Genomic DNA, 19,654 nt, shown 5'->3' with positions numbered 1-19,654 from the left:
GTATGGATTTTTGTGATGGAATCTAGTAGAAAAAAAGTAGTCTTTTTTTAGAATTAATTATACTCAGAAATAATATTTTTAACTAGTGTAAGACTAAAAACTTTTTCAAACAATTCTTCTAAAACGATGTGATATTCGTAGTCTAGTTCTAAAGCTTTTCTTATATGGTATTCGCCTTTATCATAATTATGCATTTCATAATATAGCCCGGCAAGTCTAAATTCGACTTCTGCATTATCAGGATAAAATTCAATCGCCTGATATAAGTTTTGTATAGAAGCATTTGGCTCTCCAAGAAACCTAAGGATGTCAGAGCGATTTAACCAAGTTTCTATCTCATAATTGCCAAGTTCCAGAGCTTTTTGATATCCTCTTTCTGCTTCCTCAAAAAAAGCTAGTTTATTATTAATTTTAGCATAACGCTTCCAGTATAAAACATTTTCACTGTCAATATTTATAGCCTTGTTGGTGTAGTATAGTGCTTTTTGGTATTCTCGTTTTCTCATGTAAAAATCAGTAATAGCAATCCATCCTTTGTCAAGTAAAGGATCTTCATGTACTGTTTTAGAGTAATGTTGAATTGCTAAATCATCATTGCCTAGTTTTTCATGACATTTCCCTATTCTTAATAGAGCAAAAGAAGTAGGGTCATCTAACTCTAATGTTATTTCATAGTTCTCTATAGCTTCATTGTATCGTTTTAGTTTTTCTAATACTTTTCCTTTTTCAAGATATGCACCAATAAAATATTCATCACTAATGATCGCAAAATCAAATGAAGTAAGTGCTTTCTTATATTCTTTTAAATCAAAATATTGCTTACCAATCTGATGCCAAGCTACCTCACAATATGGGTTTTTGTTCAAAAACATATTAAGATAGTCAATAGCTTCTTCATGCTCTTCAAGAAAATCAAAACAATATATGATGTTATATAGTGACGAATAATCCTGATCATCAGATTCTAGGCATCTCATAAAATTGACTTTAGCATTTTCAAAATCATCCATAAAAAGGTATTCCATGCCTATAAGCGAATATATATCTGCTGAATCATCTGTATGATTAAGAGCCATATTGAGTAATTCTATAGCTTTGATATGATTGTTTTGTTTAGAAAGAATATTGGCCTTTTGGATATAAACTTCTTCATTTTCAGGTTCTATTGCATGCAATTGTGCTAATAGAGTATCTGCTTTATCTAGACGATTTTCAAAAACTAATACTTCAACTTGTAAAAGTTTTAGATTAACTGAAGATGGATGTTGAGAAAGACCTAAAGATATTGCTTTTTTAGCTTTAGCAATTTTTCCATTTTCTAAATAGTGATGAATGATAGATTCAAACTCATCTGAATCAAAAAATTTAACATCATTAGATCTCAGCATAGACTCGTATCGAGTAATTGAGAAATTATTTTCTTCTTCTTCGCGGTTAAATTTCATACACGTTGATTAAAGATGCTCTATAAAACATTTTAAAGTACTATTCTTTTTGTGTCTCCAAAAAAAAAGGGATATCTATAAAGTATACTACCTATGTATTTATTTTTGCATTATTGATTTCCTCAGTATTAAAATTACAAATGAAATTGAGTAATTCAACTTTAAAAACTAATTGTTTTTAACAAACTAATTAACAAAATGTGTACCACTATGTATAGCAACACTATAGTATTTCATATTTTTAGAAGATAAGATGTTGTGTAGAATTTCTGAAAAGAATAAATTATTTCTTAAAGATAGCTTTTTTTAATAAAACATCAATTAAGTCCTTTTAATTTTAAGGGATCAAATTTCATTTAAAACATTAATAATGGTTTTGCACCCTTCTTTAATTTCTTTTTCAGATATAGTTAATGGTGGTGTTATACGTATTGCACAGGGATCAAAAAGAAGCCAGAATAGAATTAATCCATTATCTTGGCATTTTAAAATTATCTGATTTGTTATTTCTGCAGATGGAGTTATAATAGCTAGCATTAACCCTAATCCTCTTATTTCTTTGATTAATGGATGAATTAATAAAGATCGGAACAATTTTTCTTTTTTTAGAGTATCTGCCATTACGTCACTCTCGGTAATTTCTTGTAATGTTGCCAAAGCGGCAGAAGCAATAACAGGGTTACCTCCAAAAGTTGTAATATGTCCTAGTTTTGGATTATCTTGAAGCAGATCCATCATTGCAGTAGAAGCAGTAAAAGCTCCTATAGGAAGACCGCCTCCCATACCTTTACCCATTACAATAATATCAGGAATGATATCATAATTTTGAAAACCAAATAATTTCCCTGTTCTACCAAATCCAGGTTGTATTTCATCAAGTATTAATAAGGCTCCAACTTCTTTACATCGTTTTTTTACTTTTTTTAGATACTCATTTTTTGGTTCAATAAATCCAGCTCCTCCTTGTATTGTTTCTAAGATAACTGCTGCGGTTCTATGAGTGATTTTTATAAGGTCTTTTTCTTTATTAAATAGGATAAAATCAATATCAGGAATAAGAGGTCTAAAAGCTTGTTTTCGTTCTTCATATCCCATTACACTCATAGACCCCATAGTATTACCATGGTATGCATGTTTTGCAGAAACAATTTGACTACGCTCTGTAACTCTTCGGGCTAATTTTAAAGCTCCTTCTATAGCTTCAGTTCCTGAATTGGTTAGGTATGTTTTTTCTAAAGGATAGGGGAGGTGAGAAGCTAATAATTTAGTAAGTGCTATAGGAGAGTGTTGTATATATTCTCCATAAACCATAACATGTAAGTACTTATCTAGCTGATCTTTTATAGCTTGTATAACTCTAGGGGGAGAATGCCCTAAAGTACAAGCAGATACGCCAGCAACAAAATCCAAATGTTTCTTGCCATTAGTTGTATATATATAAGAGCCTTCTGCATGTGAAATTTCCAGAGCCAATGGATGTGGAGTGGTTTGTGCTTGATATTTAAAAAAATCTTGTTTCAAAGCTTTTAATTTCTTGAAGAATTATATCTGTATATGAGACTACTGTTCATACTATTTTATGATAGTATAAATTGGTATGATATATTTTATTTAATACTATCTTTTAATTTTTCTCCTGAGTATTTTAAAGGAGTGATCGTTATACTATCTCTTTGTTTAGGAGTACGTGTATGATCCAAATCAAGATATGGTGTTTTCTTTAATTGATTTTTCTCTTGAGCATCATTTGTTTTTTCTTGATTCTTTTTTAATGGTATTAGACCCTGTTCTATATTTGTTTCCTTAAGTTCCGCATCTTTTAGTTCTTGTTCTAATAATCGAGAGCCTTCTGATTTGTTTTCTTCTATACGTTTAACAGTTTCTTTATCAAAGAAATCTGTTTCATCCTTAGGTAATGGTATTCCTTTTATTTTAATTAATTTAGGGGGTGATTCTCCTCTAAATAGATCAGCCTTGTTATTGATGCGCTCATCTCCTCGCCAGTTAAATCCTGATAGCTCACGAGCGTTTTCTGGTAAATCAACCTCACGATATAATGTACCATCGACATTTTGATAATAATATACATCTTCTATTTCACGATTATTAAGTAATAATCTAATAGAACTAGAAAGAACTTTATTGATACCAATAAGTTTCAATTCTCCTTCACTCTCTCTTTGGTAAAATATGGTTTCTGTATTTTTATCAATATCAACTTGGTAAATTTCATTATCTTTAAATAAACCATAAAGCGTATGACCTTTTACCTGATTATATCCTATTTTTAAAGTATCTTCTTGTGCTAGAAAAGCATTTTGATATACTACAAGGGAATCTAATTTCTCAGTTTTGGTATTAGAAATAATTTTTATAGTATCTCCAGTCATTTGATTTTTTTGTGACCAAATGATAGGTTTGCCGATCATTTTAGTATATCCAGTAATTTGATTGACATTAATAGAGTCGCTTTTACCACTCATATTACTTTTATAAATTCTTACATCATAAAATCCATTCATTATTCTATTATTTGGTTTTCCGGTAACCATAAGTGTATCGCTATGAATGTATATAGAATCTTTCTCTTGCAATGTTGCTGCAAGGGCTCGTTTAGTGATGAAAACAGAATCTTTCTCTTTAAAAACTTCTGCATAGTGTCCTGTAATTACTGAATTGTTAGCAGTATCCAATACTTTTATATTGTTGGTAGCTGATGCAAATTGAGCAGCACTATTATAGAAAATACTATCTCCAAAAACAGTACGATTATCATAATCTATTTTAGCATTTTTTATAGCATATCCTGTTTTTACTTTGGTGTCGTAAAATCCTCGTTCGCAGTATAGTGTACTTTCTTTTCCTTTAACAGTAGAAGGACCGTACAGATATGCATGACCATCGTCTGTGTAGTAGTCTAGTCGATCAGAATCTACTGTATTTTCAGGATTAACAATTTTTACATTCGTATTAAACGAATATTGCTTTCTATCCATAAAATAACGCCCTATTTTACTGGTTAACGTATTTGAAGAATCTTTGACTGTTCCTCCACTACGATAATAAGCTTGTTGCTTTAATCGATCAAAAAATAATGTATCAGTACGTAATGTATTTGAAGGAGTTTCCATAAATACATCATCTCTAGCATATGCAAATTGAGTATTACCATTATATTCGGCATATTTACTAGTCATAGTAAGTGTATCTCCTTGCTTTATAATAACATTACCTAATGCTTTTACAAATTTATCTTCACCATAGTGAACAGCTTGATCACACCAGATTTCGATCCCTTCGTGTTGTAGATATACTTGTTTATCTACTTTGGCTAAGATAGTAGCGTTGGGGAATCTATTTTGATCTTTTATGGTACGGTCAGATTGAACTTTAATTTGTTTTCCTTCTTGCGAAAATGCAGCTATAGAAAATAAAAAGGCAAATGTTATTATATAATAGAATTTGTTTTTCAATTGTCTCAGATTTGTATGCAAAATAACGAAAATTGTGTGTAATGATTGCGGCTCTATCAGTAAAATAAGTTCAAGAGCTTTAATTTAATAACCAAATGTTTTATTTGATGTTACATGTTATCTGTTTTGTATATAAAAATTACTTTGTGTTAAACGATTTTTTTGAAATTTATGAATGATATTGTAATCATATAAACAAGGGATTTCTATACTTTATACCCTTAAAATAAAAATGTAAAAGTTGGATGAGCAATCTTTTATCTATATCAGTTTTTTAATAGATGAAAGTTGATAAGAATTATTATTCATAAAATAAAAACTAGAAATGTAATACTATTTGATAAACAAATAATAGGTGTTTTTGAAAAAAAACTTAGGGGTTCTATTTTTTTGATGCTGTATTTCCTCAGGAGAATGTTTATAATGTGGGAGAATCTATAAATGGTCGTAAGGATGACTTTGTTTTTATGATCAATTAAGAGAATAAAATGAGATATTTTACTAGTAATAGAGATGGAGAAAAAGGAGGGGGATATAGATATATGGCTTTAAATAACTACGATCTTTTCCCAAAAAATCAATTTGAAGCCTGTTGAAGAAAAAACAACATGGTTATGATTTTTTATAATATTACTTCTACTTTCTAATTTAATAATGAAGATTTGTTGTATAAATAGAAAATAAGAGATTTATCATAAATAACCATCCTCTCAAATTTAAAATAATTTGAGAGGATGGTTATTGCTATCTGTATATAGTTTGTTTTCTATCAGGTCCTACAGAGACTATTGTAATTGGTGTCTCTAGCTCTTCTTCTAAGAATGAGATATAATCATTCAATTCTTTTGGTAATTGAGACGCATCATTCATACCAGTAAGATCTTCTGCCCAACCTTTAACTTCAGTATATATAGGGGTTATATTTTCAGGTTCTATATTGTAAGGTAAGTGTGTAATTGCTTTGCCTTGATATTTGTATGCGGTACATACTTTTAAGGTGCTAAATCCACTAAGGACATCCCCTTTCATCATCATTAGTTTGGTTACCCCGTTTACTTGTACAGCGTATTTTAATGCTACAAGGTCTAGCCATCCACATCTTCTTGGTCTACCTGTAGTAGCACCAAATTCGTTACCTACGCGAGCCATTGTTTCTCCATCTTCATCAAATAATTCAGTAGGGAAAGGACCACTACCTACACGAGTAGTATATGCTTTAAATATTCCAAAAACATCTTTGATTTTGTTTGGAGCAATACCTAAACCTGTACAAGCTCCTGCAGCTGTCGTGTTTGATGATGTAACAAATGGATATGTTCCAAAATCTATATCTAATAAAGATCCTTGCGCGCCTTCAGCTAAAATTGTTTTACCTTCTTTTTGTGCTTGATGTAAATATTCTTCACTATCAATAAAGGTTAGTGTTTTTAGAACTTTTATAGCTTCAAAGAATTCACTTTCTAATTCCTCTAAATTGTATTCGATTTTAGCATCATAGAAATCAATCATAGCTTCGTGTTTATTTGCTAAAGAACGATAGCGTTCTTTCCAATCACTCAATTCAAGATCTCCAACTCTAATACCATTTCTTCCTGTTTTATCCATATATGTAGGACCAATTCCTTTTAAAGTAGAGCCTATTTTAGCTTTTCCTTTAGATGCCTCAGAAGCAGCGTCTAGAATTCTATGTGTAGGAAGAATTAAATGAGCTTTTCTAGATATTAATAACTTAGATTTATAATCTAAATTAAATTTACCAAGATTATCTAATTCTTTTTTGAAAATAACAGGATCTATTACAACACCGTTTCCAACCAAATTAATGGCTTTATCATGAAAAATACCACTAGGAATAGTATGTAATACATGTTTGATTCCATCAAATTCTAAGGTATGTCCAGCATTAGGTCCTCCTTGAAATCGTGCAATGATATTATAATCTTTTGTAAGAACGTCTACAATTTTTCCTTTACCTTCGTCTCCCCATTGAAGACCAAGTAATAAGTTTACAGCCATTAGTTGTCTTGATTAGTTGGTTTTTTTTTAGTTCCGTAGAAATACAAAGAGTGATTTGTAATATCTACATCAAAAATTTCTTCGATTGTTTTCTTTATAGATTGAATTCTGGGATCACAAAACTCTAATACATCCCCAGTATCAGTTAAGATTAAGTGATCGTGCTGTCTGTCAAAATATGATTTTTCGTATTGAGCTTGGTTTTGACCGAATTGATGTTTTCTAACAAGCTTACATTCTAGTAGTAATTCTATTGTATTATATAAGGTAGCACGGCTAACTCTATAATTTTTATTTTTCATTTTAATATATAACGACTCTATATCAAAATGCTCATCACTCTCATAAATTTCTTGAAGGATAGCATATCTTTCTGGTGTTTTTCGATGACCTTTTTCTTCTAAGAAACTGGTAAACACGTTCTTAACTACAGTTTGATCGTTTTGTGTGGTTGCTTTAGTACTCATACATTTAAAAAGGCAAAGTTACATTATTTTTTATTAGCGAAGCTTTGATTTTAATAGGATTCTGTAATTAGTTTAAAATTAATTATCTAGCATTACTAATTGCTATATACTAAAATCTATTATTCTCTTATTACTTTATCAATACCATTTATTTTTGAAAGATTTTTCATGACGGTCTTTAGTGTATTATTATTTTTAACTCCTACTGTTATTTTACCAGTAAAAACACCATCATTAGTATCAAAATTCATATTGTAAATAGCAAGGTGCATATTATTAGAAATGATTTGAGTAACTTCATTTACTACCCCAATATTGTCAATACCGTTAAGCTTTATTACAGCTTTAAATTCTTCTTGACTAGAATCAATCCATTTAGCAAGAATAATGCGATATGCATAATTACTTTGTAATTGTAATGCATTAGGGCAATTGTTTTTATGAACTTTAATACCTTCATTAACAGTTATAAAACCAAAAACATCATCTCCCGGAATAGGATTACAACAACTAGATAATTTGTATTCTAGTTTTTCTGAATCTTTTCCAAAAACAAGTAAATCATATTTTGATGTAATTTCTTCTTTGTTTACATCCTTAATGTTTCCTCTTCGAATTCTATTTTTAATAAAATTCATAAAAACATTACTTCGAGTAGTAGCAAACTCTTTAATCTTTTGGTTATCTATGGTGCCGATCCCTACTCTATAAAAGAGATCTAGACTTGTTTTAAGTTTAAAGTAGAGTACCAATTCATTAACAACCTTTTCACTCATTGTTATTTTCTGAGATCGAAGTTTACGTTTTAAGATTACTTTTCCGTCTTCTGCAATTTGTTTTTTTTCATCGCGTAAAGCAGATTTTATTTTAGCTCTAGCTCTAGCTGTAGTGGCATAATCTAACCAATTTGATGAAGGTTTTGATTTTGTAGAAGTAATGATTTCTACTTGATCTCCACTTTTAAGTTGATGACTTAATGGCACTAGTTTACCATTTACCCTAGAACCTCGTGTTTTTAAACCTACCTCAGTATGCACACTAAAACCAAAATCAAGGGCAGTTGCTCCTTTAGGTAAAGATTTTAAATCGCCTTCAGGAGTAAAGACAAATATTTCTTTGGCATACAGATTAAGTTTAAATTCTTCTACGAAATCTACAGCATTAGTTTCTGAATTTTCTAATGCTTCTTGTAATCTGTTTAACCATCCGTCTAATCCTTGATCTTGTTGTTCTTCGGTATTTTTATATTTATAGTGTGCTGCATATCCTTTTTCTGCAATTTCATGCATACGATCACTACGAATTTGAACTTCTACCCATCTACTGTCAGGACCAATAACAGTGATATGCAAAGCTTCATAACCAGTTGTTTTAGGCTGATTGATCCAATCTCTTAGACGAATAGGGTTTGGACGATAATAATCAGTAACTATAGAATAAATTTTCCAAGCTATAAACTTCTCATTCTCGGTATCAGTATCAGACTTATATATAATTCGTATGGCAAATTTATCATATACTTCATCGAATGATACATTTTGTTTTACCATTTTTCTACGTATAGAAAAAATAGATTTTGGACGACCTTTTATCTCATAATTTAGTCCTTCTTTATCAAGCCCTTCTTTTATTTTATCAGAAAATCTACTGATGTAAGCATCTTGCTCTTCTTTACTATCTTTGATTTTTTCAAGAATATCCTTATAAACTTCTGGTTCAGTATATTTTAATCCAAGATCTTCTAATTCTGTTTTGATATTATATAAACCAATTCTATGAGCTAGAGGCGCGTATATAAATAATGTCTCTGATGCAATTTTTACCTGCTTGTCTGGGCGCATCGAATCCATTGTTTGCATATTATGCAAACGATCTGCAATCTTTATAATAATCACTCTTACATCATCATTAAGAGTGAGTAGCATTTTTCTAAAATTTTCAGCTTGTAAAGAAATATCTCTATCTTTTTTTAGAGAAGAGATTTTAGTAAGACCATTTACGATACGAGCTACTGTTTCTCCAAACATTTGTTCTATATCGACAAGAGTATATTCGGTATCTTCAACAACATCATGCAATAAAGCAGCTGCAATTGATGTGGCATCCAATCCAATTTCACTAGCTACGATTTTTGCAACTGCAATAGGATGAAAAATATAAGCTTCACCACTTTTTCGTCGCTGATCTTTATGTGCATCTACTGCAATATCAAATGCTCGTCGTATAAGCTTCTTATCTTCTTTACTAAGATCTCTATAACTAATACGAAGCAATTCTTTATATTGCTTTGCAATCTCCTTATTTTCTTTTTCTATAGCAGCTTCAGTCATATAACATAATGTTTTTTAAGAAAGCCCTATTAAATATCGTGTGAATCCCTATTAGCAATAGTGTTAAACAAAATTATGCCTTATTTTTTTGATTATTATTAATCTATGTCAATAATAATTAAAAATACAATTAAGAAATGTAACCACCAAGTACTTAAGTAACGGATTTATTTCTAAGATTTTTAATTCTTTGTAAAAGAGTAGGATGTGAATAATGAATGAATACCATAGCTGGATGAGGAGTAAGATTACTGAGGTTGTTTTTTGAAAGTTTTTTTAAACTATTAATCATAGCTTCCTCATCATATGTCTCCTTAGCATAGTTGTCTGCTTGATACTCAAAAGTTCTAGACACTATATTCATTATCAGTCCAGTGATTTCTGATATAGGGCTATATAAAATTCCAAAAGCAATAAGACCAATATGAAAAGAAGGAGTTTCTACACCTAAGGCTTCAGATAGAAGTGGGTTTTTTATAAAAAGAGATAAAAACCATAAGGTTAAACCAGTGAGGATGATTGATAAAAATAGATTAGCAATCACATGCTTCCTCTTATAATGCCCTACTTCGTGAGCTAATACTGCTGTTATCTCTTCTTTGTTTAAATCTTTAATTAAAGTATCGTATAAGGTGATTCTTTTTTCACTTCCGAAACCAGAAAAGTATGCATTTGCTTTGGTACTTCTTTTAGAACCATCAATGATATAAATGTCTTTTAATTGGAAACCAACTTTTTTAGAATATGCTTCAATAGTATCTCTAAGCTCTCCCGATTCTAGAGGTGTTTGTTTATTAAAAATTGGAACAATAAGTTTTGCATAAAACATATTCATAGCTAACGAAAATACAGATACTAACACCCAAGTATAAACCCAAAAAAAATGCCCTGTAATTTCATAAAACCATATAATCAATGCTAAAATACTGCCTCCTACAACTATTGTCATTATAATACTTTTTATCTTATCAATAAAAAAAGTTTTTATAGTAGTTTTATTAAAACCAAACTTTTCTTCGATAACAAAAATTTTGTAATAAGTAATAGGGGTAGAGAGAATATCACTACCTATTATTATAATTCCAAAAAATAACAAACCAATAATAATAGTATTGTCTGAAATATTTCTGGCAATGTTGTCCACCCAAGCAAAACCATTTAAAAAGAAAAATAAAAGCATTATCACTAGAGAAATACTCGAAGAGATTAATTTAAACTTAAAGTTTACTTTTTTGTATGCTATAGATTTTTGATATTCATCTTGAGGATAAACATCTAGTAGTTCTTCAGGAATCTGATTGTTATAATGTCTTGCATTAAGAATATCTAACAAGGAATCTATTAAAAATACAATAATAACAATAGCAATTAATAGGTAAAAAAGGGCATAAGAGGTCATTAGTTTATGGTAATTAGTTGTTCATACAGGGAGTATACTGTATAAATATTTAAGTTATTTTTAGTTTTTTTGGATATTTATTTTTTTTAACTTATGAAATCTCGTTGACGTTTAGCTTCAAAAATGAGAATCCCAGCGGCAACAGAAACATTCATTGAATCTATTGTACCGCTCATAGGTATCTTAATATTCTGATTTGTGCTTTCTAAAAAAAGATCACTGAGACCAGTCGCTTCTGTACCAACGACTATAGCAGAAGGTTTAGTATAATCTAGAGTGTGATAATTTACAGCTGCTTGTAATGCAGCTCCATAAATATTTATTTTTTGTTTTTTCAGGAAATTTATAATTTCTTGTGTAGATCCTGTAGCAATTTTATTGGTAAATATACATCCTACACTAGAGCGTATGATATTCGGGTTATACATATCAGTTTTAGGATTAGCAATTAGTACAGCGTCTAACTGAGCAGCATCAGCGGTACGTAGTAATGCTCCAATATTACCGGGTTTTTCTGGCGCTTCAGCAACTAGAATAAGAGGTTTTTTTGTAGATAATACAAAGTTTTCTATACCAATATCTTTTGAGATTACAAGAGCCAAAATTCCTTCAGTGGTTGTTCTATAAGTTAATTTTTTATAGATTTCGGTAGTAATTTCAAAGAGTTCAATCGGATGTTTAAAACTAGTAACTATAGCTGAAATCTCTTCAGTAGATATAATTGAAGAACAAAAATAAAGTTGTGTAATTGTATACCCTCCTTGTATTGCTAAAGTAATTTCACGTTTACCTTCAATAATAAAACGTTTTTCTCTTTTACGAGCTCTAGATTTTTCTTTAAGCTGGTTAAGAAATTTTATTTTATCATTCTGGGAGCTTTTTATTATAGTATGCATATATACAAAGATAGTAATAGTGACGAAAAAAATATTTTATATCTATATTAGAGAAGATGGATTTTTTAAATATCCAGTGAGTTCTAAAATAATTTTAGGATAAGATTGATCTAGTTTTTTAAAATACTCCCTAAGAGTAGTGAACTCTGATTTTTCTTTTGATAGCACCTCGATTTTTTCTAAAAAAGTAGTTCCTTCTTGTACCCCAATAGTTTTAAAACTGGATTTAAGCTTATGTGAAATTTCCTTTATTAGAATCATATTTTTTTCCTCAATAGCTTGTTTTAGTTTTTTATAATCTTCGGGGGTTTCATCAATAAATATCTGAATAACACTTTCAATAATTTCATTATCATTATCAAATGTTCTTTTTAAGAAGGATAAGTCGCAAAATTTTTTGGTTTTTAATTCAGTAAAACTTTCAATACTCTTATTACTACTTTTACCTTGGGCAGGAGTACTCTTCTCTTTTGATCGAATATTTAAAATAATTTCTTTTAATTTTTCTTCATTTAGTGGTTTGGTGAGGTAAAAATTCATTCCTGATTTCGAAGCTTTCTTTTTTGATTCAGGAAATACATCCGCAGAGCAAGCTATTATAGGTATTTCCTTTATTTTTATATTATTAGATTTTCGGATAACTCTTGCTGTTTCGGGACCATCCATAATAGGCATATGCATATCCATAAGTATAAAATCATACGTAAACTGTTTTAGTTTTTTTAAAGCAACTTGACCATTTTCTGCAACAGAAGTCTCTGCATTCCAATTTGTGAACAATTGTTTCATGAAAAACTGGTTCATTTTATTATCCTCTACAATGAGTACTTTCATGTCTGATAAATCAAAATCATATTCACTAAAAACATCTTTTTTATTTTCTATAGAAGTTTTGAAATCACTTTTTTGATATGCGATAGAGAAATCAAAAGAAGATCCAACTCCTAGCTTGCTTTTAGCACTAATAGTCCCTCCTTGTAATTCAATAAGTTGTTTAGAAATAGAAAGACCAAGTCCGGTACCTTCTATTTTATTTTTTCCTGGTTTATGCACTTGATAAAAACTCTCAAAAATAGTATCCAATTTATGTTTAGATATACCAACACCAGTGTCTTGTACAGAAAAATTGATGGTGATATGCTTAGAACTGACCTCTTCTGTTTTTACTAGTAGTTTTATTTTTCCGGTTTTAGTAAATTTTATAGAGTTTCCTAGTAAGTTAATTAATATTTGATTGAGTCTAAGCCGATCTCCAATAATGAATTTAGGGACTGATGGATCAATAATCATTTTATATTTTAATCCCTTTTCATCTGCTTTAATACTAAAACCCCTAGAAGTATTAGTGATTAGTTCATGAAGATTAAAATTAGTGCTATGTAAGGTGAGTTTTCCGGCTTCAATTTTAGAAAAGTCAAGGATGTCATTAATTAGAATTAAAAGATTTTCTGCTGAAAATTGGATTCCATCTAAGTTTTTTTTGTCTATATGAGGAGTATTGAAATCACTTTTCTTTAAAATACCAGTAAGCCCTAAAATAACATTAAGAGGCGTTCTTATTTCGTGGCTCATATTAGATAAGAAAACAGATTTTGCTTTTGCAGATTTTTCTGCTACTACTTTAGCTTCTCTTATTTCGTTATCGATAACCTTTTTATTCGTTATGTCCCTAAAAAAAGCATTAAAAAGATAATCATCTTTGGTCTCAATAGCGATAATTGTAAGTTCTATATATACAATAGATCCATTTTTTCTATTTATAGAAGTTTCTACTCTTTTATTAATAAAGTTATCTTTTCCTGTTTGGATATAATTATTAAAGCTTTTTTGAAGACTAGACCTAAACTTACTAGGAATTAATAAATAGATACTATTACCTATAGTTTCTTCTTTTTTTTGACCTAATATGTTTTCAGCTTGTTGATTCCAATTTAATACAATCCCTTGGCTATTAACCAAAATAACTCCATCCATTGCTGTTTCTAAAATGGTAGTTTTTAAATGTTCACTATATTTTAATTCCTCTTCAACTTTTTTTCGCTCTATAATTTCTTTAGTAAGTCTTTCATTAATTTCTTCCAAGCTGTATAGTTGCTTTTGTAGCATCCTATGCATTTGTTGTTTGCTAGGGAAGTTTATTAAATCTTTAGCTAAAATTTCTTTAGGAATTACGTTTAGTATTGCTGTAAATGAGTCTAGTAAATGATATGACTGAAAATGTTTTTTATAAATAAGTAAATAAATATTAGTTATTGCATTTATACCTAGACTATTTTTTATTCTAAAAAAGATTTGATTAGAAAACTCTAATAAATTTTTTCGTTCTTTGATGAGATCAATAGTGTCAAAATCGTATGGGGTCTCTAAATACTTTAAAATTATGATGATCTTTTGATCATTATACGTACCAATAAGTTCTGAAGATTTTGTTAGTATTTTAGATAGAAAAATTTTGCATAGAATTAACTCTTGTTCCTTTAATGGGTCAAATATTAATTTGAAATTTTTATATTGTAACAATGAGTTGTGTTTTTCAACAACTTGATTTTGAATAGATTGTTTACTTTCTCTTTTTACAATATTTTTTTCAGTAATAAACGTCTCTAGTAATAAATATAATTCAGGTAAACGCTCTATCTTTTTTATGAAATTAAGATCTTTAAAGGTTTGTATTTTTGACTTTAAATTAGAGGTATTTGCGGCTGAATCAATTTTCTTCCATAAGAAATCTATAAGCTCATTGACTTCTTGCTCTTCTTGATTCTTTGGAAGAGTAGTTTTTTTTAAAGGTGTTATTTTTTTTAACCAGCTAGGTATCATTCAGGGTTATGTTTTGCTAACATTATATTTTTTGTAAAAACTTAATGCTAATAATCTCCATGTAAGAATTAATAGAGTAAACCAAATGTAATTCCTTAAATCTATTTTAAATATTATAACTATAAACCCCAAGATTAGGAGTGCCATTCTCAATTTAAATTTGCCATTTTTTAGCCTTATAGAAATTAACAAACTGAAGATGGAAGCAATGATTAAAAATACTATTTCTAAGATACTAAAAAAATACTCTGATTTGTAGTCATTAGATTGTAGATTATAATCTTGCGCTATTAAAGATAAACTCATGAAAAGCAATACAACAGTAAAGGGGAAGTAGTTTCTTTTCATTACATTTTAGTTTTTTTAAAAGTAATGAAAATATATTAATAAACACTTGATTATATAGATAAAATACTGTTATTGTCGATAAAATACGTTTTTTAAGTATGTGTCATATAAAAAAACCCGCTTTTAAAAGCGGGTTTTATATAAATGAGATTGTATTGTTTTTACTAAAAGAGTTATTTTACTTTTTCTACAATTGCTTGAAAAGCTTCTGGGTTATTCATAGCTAAATCAGCAAGAACCTTTCGGTTTAACTCGATATTATTAGCTTTTATTTTTCCCATAAACTGTGAATAAGACATTCCATATAAACGAGCACCTGCATTAATACGAGTGATCCATAAAGCACGGAAAGTTCTCTTTTTGTTTCTACGGTCTCTATACGAATATTGCATCGCTTTATCCACCGCATTTTTTGCTACTGTCCAAACGTTTTTACGACGTCCGAAATAACCTTTTGCTTGTTTAAGAACTTTTTTTCTTCTAGCTCTTTTAGCAACAGAATTTACTGATCTTGGCATAATTTAAATTTTTTAGTAGTAGGCGATTCAATATCTATTGAATTCTTTAATATTAGCCTAACTCCTGGGTTTATAATAATTCTAACCTGATTAAAAAATAATTACTTTAATCGTAATTGTTCTTTAATACTTTTTTCATCGCTCTTATGCACTAATGTTGAGTGCGTTAAAGCAAGCTTACGTTTTTTAGATTTTTTTGTCAAGATATGACTCTTAAAAGCGTGCTTTCTTTTGATTTTACCAGTACCTGTAAGCTTAAATCGCTTTTTTGCACTGGATTTCGTTTTCATTTTAGGCATTGTATCCTTGTTTTAATAATCTCACTTATTATTTTAATCAATTTTATTGTATATAGTATACAATAGCGTTGATTTATTTTTTATTTTTTGGGAGCGATAAACATAATCATTCGCTTACCTTCAAGTTTAGGCATTTGTTCTACTTTACCATATTCTTCTAGCTCTTGTGCTAATCGAAGTAATAAAATTTGACCTTGATCTTTATAAATAATAGAACGCCCTTTGAAGAATACATAAGCTTTTAATTTAGACCCTTCGGTAAGAAACTTTATAGCATGTTTTTTCTTAAATTCGTAATCATGTTCATCCGTATTAGGACCAAATCGAATCTCTTTAATAACAACTTTAGTAGCCTTTGATTTTAAGGCCTTGTCTCTTTTCTTCTGTTCATAAAGGAATTTTTTATAATCCATTATTTTACAAACAGGAGGCACCGCTTTAGGTGAAATCTCTACAAGATCAAGTTCTTGCTCTTCAGCAAGTTGTAGCGCTTTTTTTGTTGGATAAACACCAACCTCCACATTATCACCTACAAGACGTATTTCATCAACACGAATTTTATGGTTAATTCTGTGAGCGTCTTCTTTGATTACTCTCAGTGGTTTTTGAGACCTTCTTCTTCTTATTGCTATGACTTAAAAATTTAAATTAAACTTAATCTTTTTATAGTATTATCCGTTAAACGGTTTTAATGTTCTGCTAATTTCTTCTTTTATTATTTTAGAAAAATTTTCTATAGATATTGAACCTAAATCCTCACCACCATGCTTACGAATAGAAATAGTATTATCTTTCTCTTCTTGCTCCCCTACAATTATTATATAAGGAAACTTATTCATTTCTGCTTCTCGTATCTTTTTGCCAATGGTTTCATTTCTATGATCAGCAAGGGCGCGAATTTCGTCATTTTCTAACAAATTTAAAACTTTTTCTGAATATTTTTCATATTTTTCGCTGATAGAGAGTATAATGGCTTGTTCAGGCATTAACCATAACGGGAAATTACCTCCTGTGTGCTCTAATAAGATAGCAATAAATCTTTCCATACTGCCAAATGGAGCTCTATGAATCATTATAGGTCTATGTAATTCATTATCACTGCCTTTATATGTAAGGTCAAAACGCTCAGGGAGGTTGTAGTCGACTTGGATGGTTCCTAACTGCCAACTTCTACCTAATGCATCCTTTACCATAAAATCAAGTTTAGGACCATAGAAAGCGGCTTCTCCACTCTCTATTACATAGTCCAATCCTTTATCTTTAGCCGCATTTATAATAGCGTTTTCTGCTTTTTCCCAATTTTCAACATCTCCAATATATTTATCTGGACTTTCTAAATCCCTTACAGATACTTGGGCTGTGAAATTTTCGAAACCTAGAGAACTAAAGACATATAACACCAGATCAATTACCTTTTTAAACTCTAGATCTAATTGATCAGGAGTACAAAAAATATGAGCATCATCTTGTGTAAACCCTCTTACACGTGTTAATCCATGTAATTCTCCACTTTGTTCGTATCTATATACAGTTCCAAACTCAGCATATCGCTTAGGTAAATCTCGGTATGACCATGGACTACTATTGTATATTTCACAGTGGTGAGGACAATTCATTGGTTTTAATAAAAATTCCTCACCTTCATTAGGTGTGTTAATAGGTTGAAAACTATCTTCACCATATTTTGCATAATGACCAGAAGTTACATACAATTCCTTTTGTCCTATATGTGGTGTGACTACCATCTCGTAGCCAGCTTTCTTTTGAGCTTTTTTCAAGAACTGTTCTAGACGATCCCGTAATGCAGCTCCTTTAGGTAGCCAAAGAGGTAGTCCTTGACCAACTTTTTGAGAAAAAGTAAAAAGCTCGAGCTCTTTTCCTAATTTCCTGTGATCTCGTTTTTTAGCCTCTTCTAATAATTCTAAATATTCTTTTAACTCTTTTTGTTTAGGAAAAGAAGTTCCATAAACTCGAGTCAATTGTTTGTTGTTCTCATCACCTCGCCAGTAAGCTCCTGCGACACTCATGATTTTTACAGCTTTGATGAGTCCTGTATTTGGGATGTGACCTCCTCGACATAAATCAGAAAAAGTATCATGGTCACAAAATGTTATTGTTCCATCTTCTAAGTTTTCAATAAGTTCTACTTTGTACTCATTACCTTCATTTTTGTACTTTTTCAAAGCATCTGCTTTAGATATAGACCTCATTCTGAAATCATGTTTACCTCTAGCAATTTCAAGCATTTTATCTTCAATAGCTTTAAAATCTTTCTCAGAAATGGTCTTACCATTTAAATCTACGTCGTAATAAAAACCATTGTCAATAGCAGGTCCAATAGATAGTTTAACACCAGGATATAATTTCTCTAAGGCTTGAGCTAAAACATGAGATGTAGAATGCCTAAAAGCATTTTTTCCTTCATCATCTCTCCATGTAAACAAAACAAGATTACCATCGGTGGTTAATTCAGTTGTTGTTTCAATAATAGTATCATTAAATTTTGCAGAAATTACATTTCTTGCAAAACCTTCACTAATGTCTTTTGCAACATCTATAGCAGTAATGCTACTGCTATTATACTCTTTTACCGAACCATCGGGTAATGTGATCTTGATCATTCTTTTTTTTATTAAAGATGCAAAGATAATACGATAATATGCCTCATACAATAGTATACGGTATATTTAATTTTATTAATTATAGAATATGGGTTAAAGATGTCAACTATTTTGTGAAGTATTTAAAATATTTGGACGTATATAATATTGTAGTTTTAATCTGGATTATGTGCTGAAAATTAATGTTCAGATGTGTGTTGTTGACTTTCATTGTTTAGATACAGGTCTGATTGTGATCCTAAGAAGTAGTTAGTTTTAGGTGTTTTGTGATATAACCTAATATGAAAAATAATTAGTTGAGGTTTTTTTAGAGTCCCAGATTATATAATCAGTTTTAATTTATTGTTAAGGTATTAATGAAGAGGTGTTAATCTTTACTATAGTCTCTTGTTTGTGTTATGTAGACATGAAGGTTCTGAAAACCATAATAAGGGAGCCATTGGTTTTTTATATTTAAGTATAAGAATTACTTAATCTTTATAGATAAATAAGGCGTTTAGTATAGAAAAAGATAGAGTAATAAGTTTTATTGTTATGTAAGTGATTTGACATCAATATGTTAAGATAAAGTTTAGAAATAGTTAAAAAAAAGCATTGATTATGTTGTAAAGAGTTGTATGTTTGCACCCGCCAAACGAGATATAGTTTAGCACGTTCATTGAGATTAGATTTGTAGAGTAGGAGTTGTGAAAAAACTTTTAAAATTTTCTAAAAAAAAAGTCTTGTCAGAATAAAAAAAAGGTGTAGGTTTGCACCCCTCTAAATGGTTAGTTGTTTGGGGAGTTCATTGATACGATTTGTTAGAAAAAGAGTTTTAAAAAACTTTTAAAAATAAATTAAGAAAAAGCTTTGTAGAATAAAAAAGGGTTGTATATTTGCATCCGCTTTGAGAAACAAGCAAAGTTTATATAAAAAAGATAGTATTGGTGTAGGGTGTTATTAATAGCATTTTTAAGGTTCGATTCCTTATCATATCGGCAGTAATTACTAGCAAAGAAGATTGCTTTAGTAGTTAAAAAAAA

At 29.8% G+C, this 19,654-nt stretch carries 13 protein-coding genes; all 13 read right to left on the bottom strand.

From position 1 onward, the window contains the following. Positions 1-53 precede the first annotated feature (53 nt). Complete coding sequence (locus tag N456_RS16195) at positions 54-1,445, bottom strand: tetratricopeptide repeat protein (protein ID WP_062059521.1); 1,392 nt, start codon at positions 1,443-1,445, stop codon at positions 54-56. Between the two features lie 345 nt (positions 1,446-1,790). Further along, positions 1,791-2,966 carry an aspartate aminotransferase family protein gene (locus tag N456_RS16190; protein ID WP_062059519.1) on the bottom strand — a complete coding sequence of 392 codons (1,176 nt, stop codon included), beginning with the start codon at positions 2,964-2,966 and terminating at the stop codon, positions 1,791-1,793. An 86-nt stretch (positions 2,967-3,052) separates the two neighbouring features. Then, a complete protein-coding gene (locus N456_RS16185; protein WP_148639353.1) occupies positions 3,053-4,918 on the bottom strand; it encodes an OstA-like protein in 1,866 nt (621 codons plus the stop codon). Between the two features lie 744 nt (positions 4,919-5,662). Next, a complete protein-coding gene (locus tag N456_RS16180) occupies positions 5,663-6,934 on the bottom strand; it encodes an adenylosuccinate synthase (RefSeq protein WP_062059517.1) in 1,272 nt (423 codons plus the stop codon). Then, the gene (locus tag N456_RS16175; protein ID WP_062059516.1) at positions 6,934-7,401 is read right to left on the bottom strand and encodes a Fur family transcriptional regulator; all 468 of its coding nucleotides are present in this window, start codon (positions 7,399-7,401) and stop codon (positions 6,934-6,936) included. The genes N456_RS16180 and N456_RS16175 overlap by 1 nt, the downstream gene beginning before the upstream one ends. A 119-nt stretch (positions 7,402-7,520) precedes the next feature. Continuing rightward, entirely contained in the window at positions 7,521-9,731 is a 2,211-nt protein-coding gene (locus N456_RS16170) for a RelA/SpoT family protein (RefSeq protein WP_062059514.1), read from the bottom strand. Between the two features lie 154 nt (positions 9,732-9,885). After that, positions 9,886-11,130 carry a M48 family metallopeptidase gene (locus N456_RS16165; protein WP_062059513.1) on the bottom strand — a complete coding sequence of 415 codons (1,245 nt, stop codon included), beginning with the start codon at positions 11,128-11,130 and terminating at the stop codon, positions 9,886-9,888. Positions 11,131-11,216: 86 nt separating this feature from the next. Continuing rightward, complete coding sequence (locus N456_RS16160; RefSeq protein ID WP_062059512.1) at positions 11,217-12,026, bottom strand: TrmH family RNA methyltransferase; 810 nt, start codon at positions 12,024-12,026, stop codon at positions 11,217-11,219. Between the two features lie 42 nt (positions 12,027-12,068). Further along, on the bottom strand, positions 12,069-14,846 hold the full coding sequence (locus tag N456_RS16155) for a hybrid sensor histidine kinase/response regulator (protein ID WP_062059511.1): 2,778 nt from the start codon (positions 14,844-14,846) through the stop codon (positions 12,069-12,071). A gap of 521 nt (positions 14,847-15,367) precedes the next feature. Then, the gene (gene rplT / locus N456_RS16150) at positions 15,368-15,712 is read right to left on the bottom strand and encodes a 50S ribosomal protein L20 (protein ID WP_025743023.1); all 345 of its coding nucleotides are present in this window, start codon (positions 15,710-15,712) and stop codon (positions 15,368-15,370) included. 101 nt (positions 15,713-15,813) lie between these two features. Further along, on the bottom strand, positions 15,814-16,011 hold the full coding sequence (gene rpmI, locus N456_RS16145) for a 50S ribosomal protein L35 (protein WP_062059510.1): 198 nt from the start codon (positions 16,009-16,011) through the stop codon (positions 15,814-15,816). An 80-nt stretch (positions 16,012-16,091) separates the two neighbouring features. Continuing rightward, a complete protein-coding gene (gene infC / locus N456_RS16140) occupies positions 16,092-16,610 on the bottom strand; it encodes a translation initiation factor IF-3 (RefSeq protein WP_082422563.1) in 519 nt (172 codons plus the stop codon). A gap of 72 nt (positions 16,611-16,682) precedes the next feature. Continuing rightward, positions 16,683-18,632, bottom strand: coding sequence for a threonine--tRNA ligase (thrS, locus tag N456_RS16135; protein WP_062059508.1), 1,950 nt, complete (start codon positions 18,630-18,632; stop codon positions 16,683-16,685). Positions 18,633-19,654: the final 1,022 nt, after the last annotated feature.

The sequence above is a fragment of the Aquimarina longa SW024 genome (assembly GCF_001401755.1).
Classification (GTDB): domain Bacteria; phylum Bacteroidota; class Bacteroidia; order Flavobacteriales; family Flavobacteriaceae; genus Aquimarina; species Aquimarina longa.
This window is presented reverse-complemented; position numbering and strand designations above follow the sequence as displayed.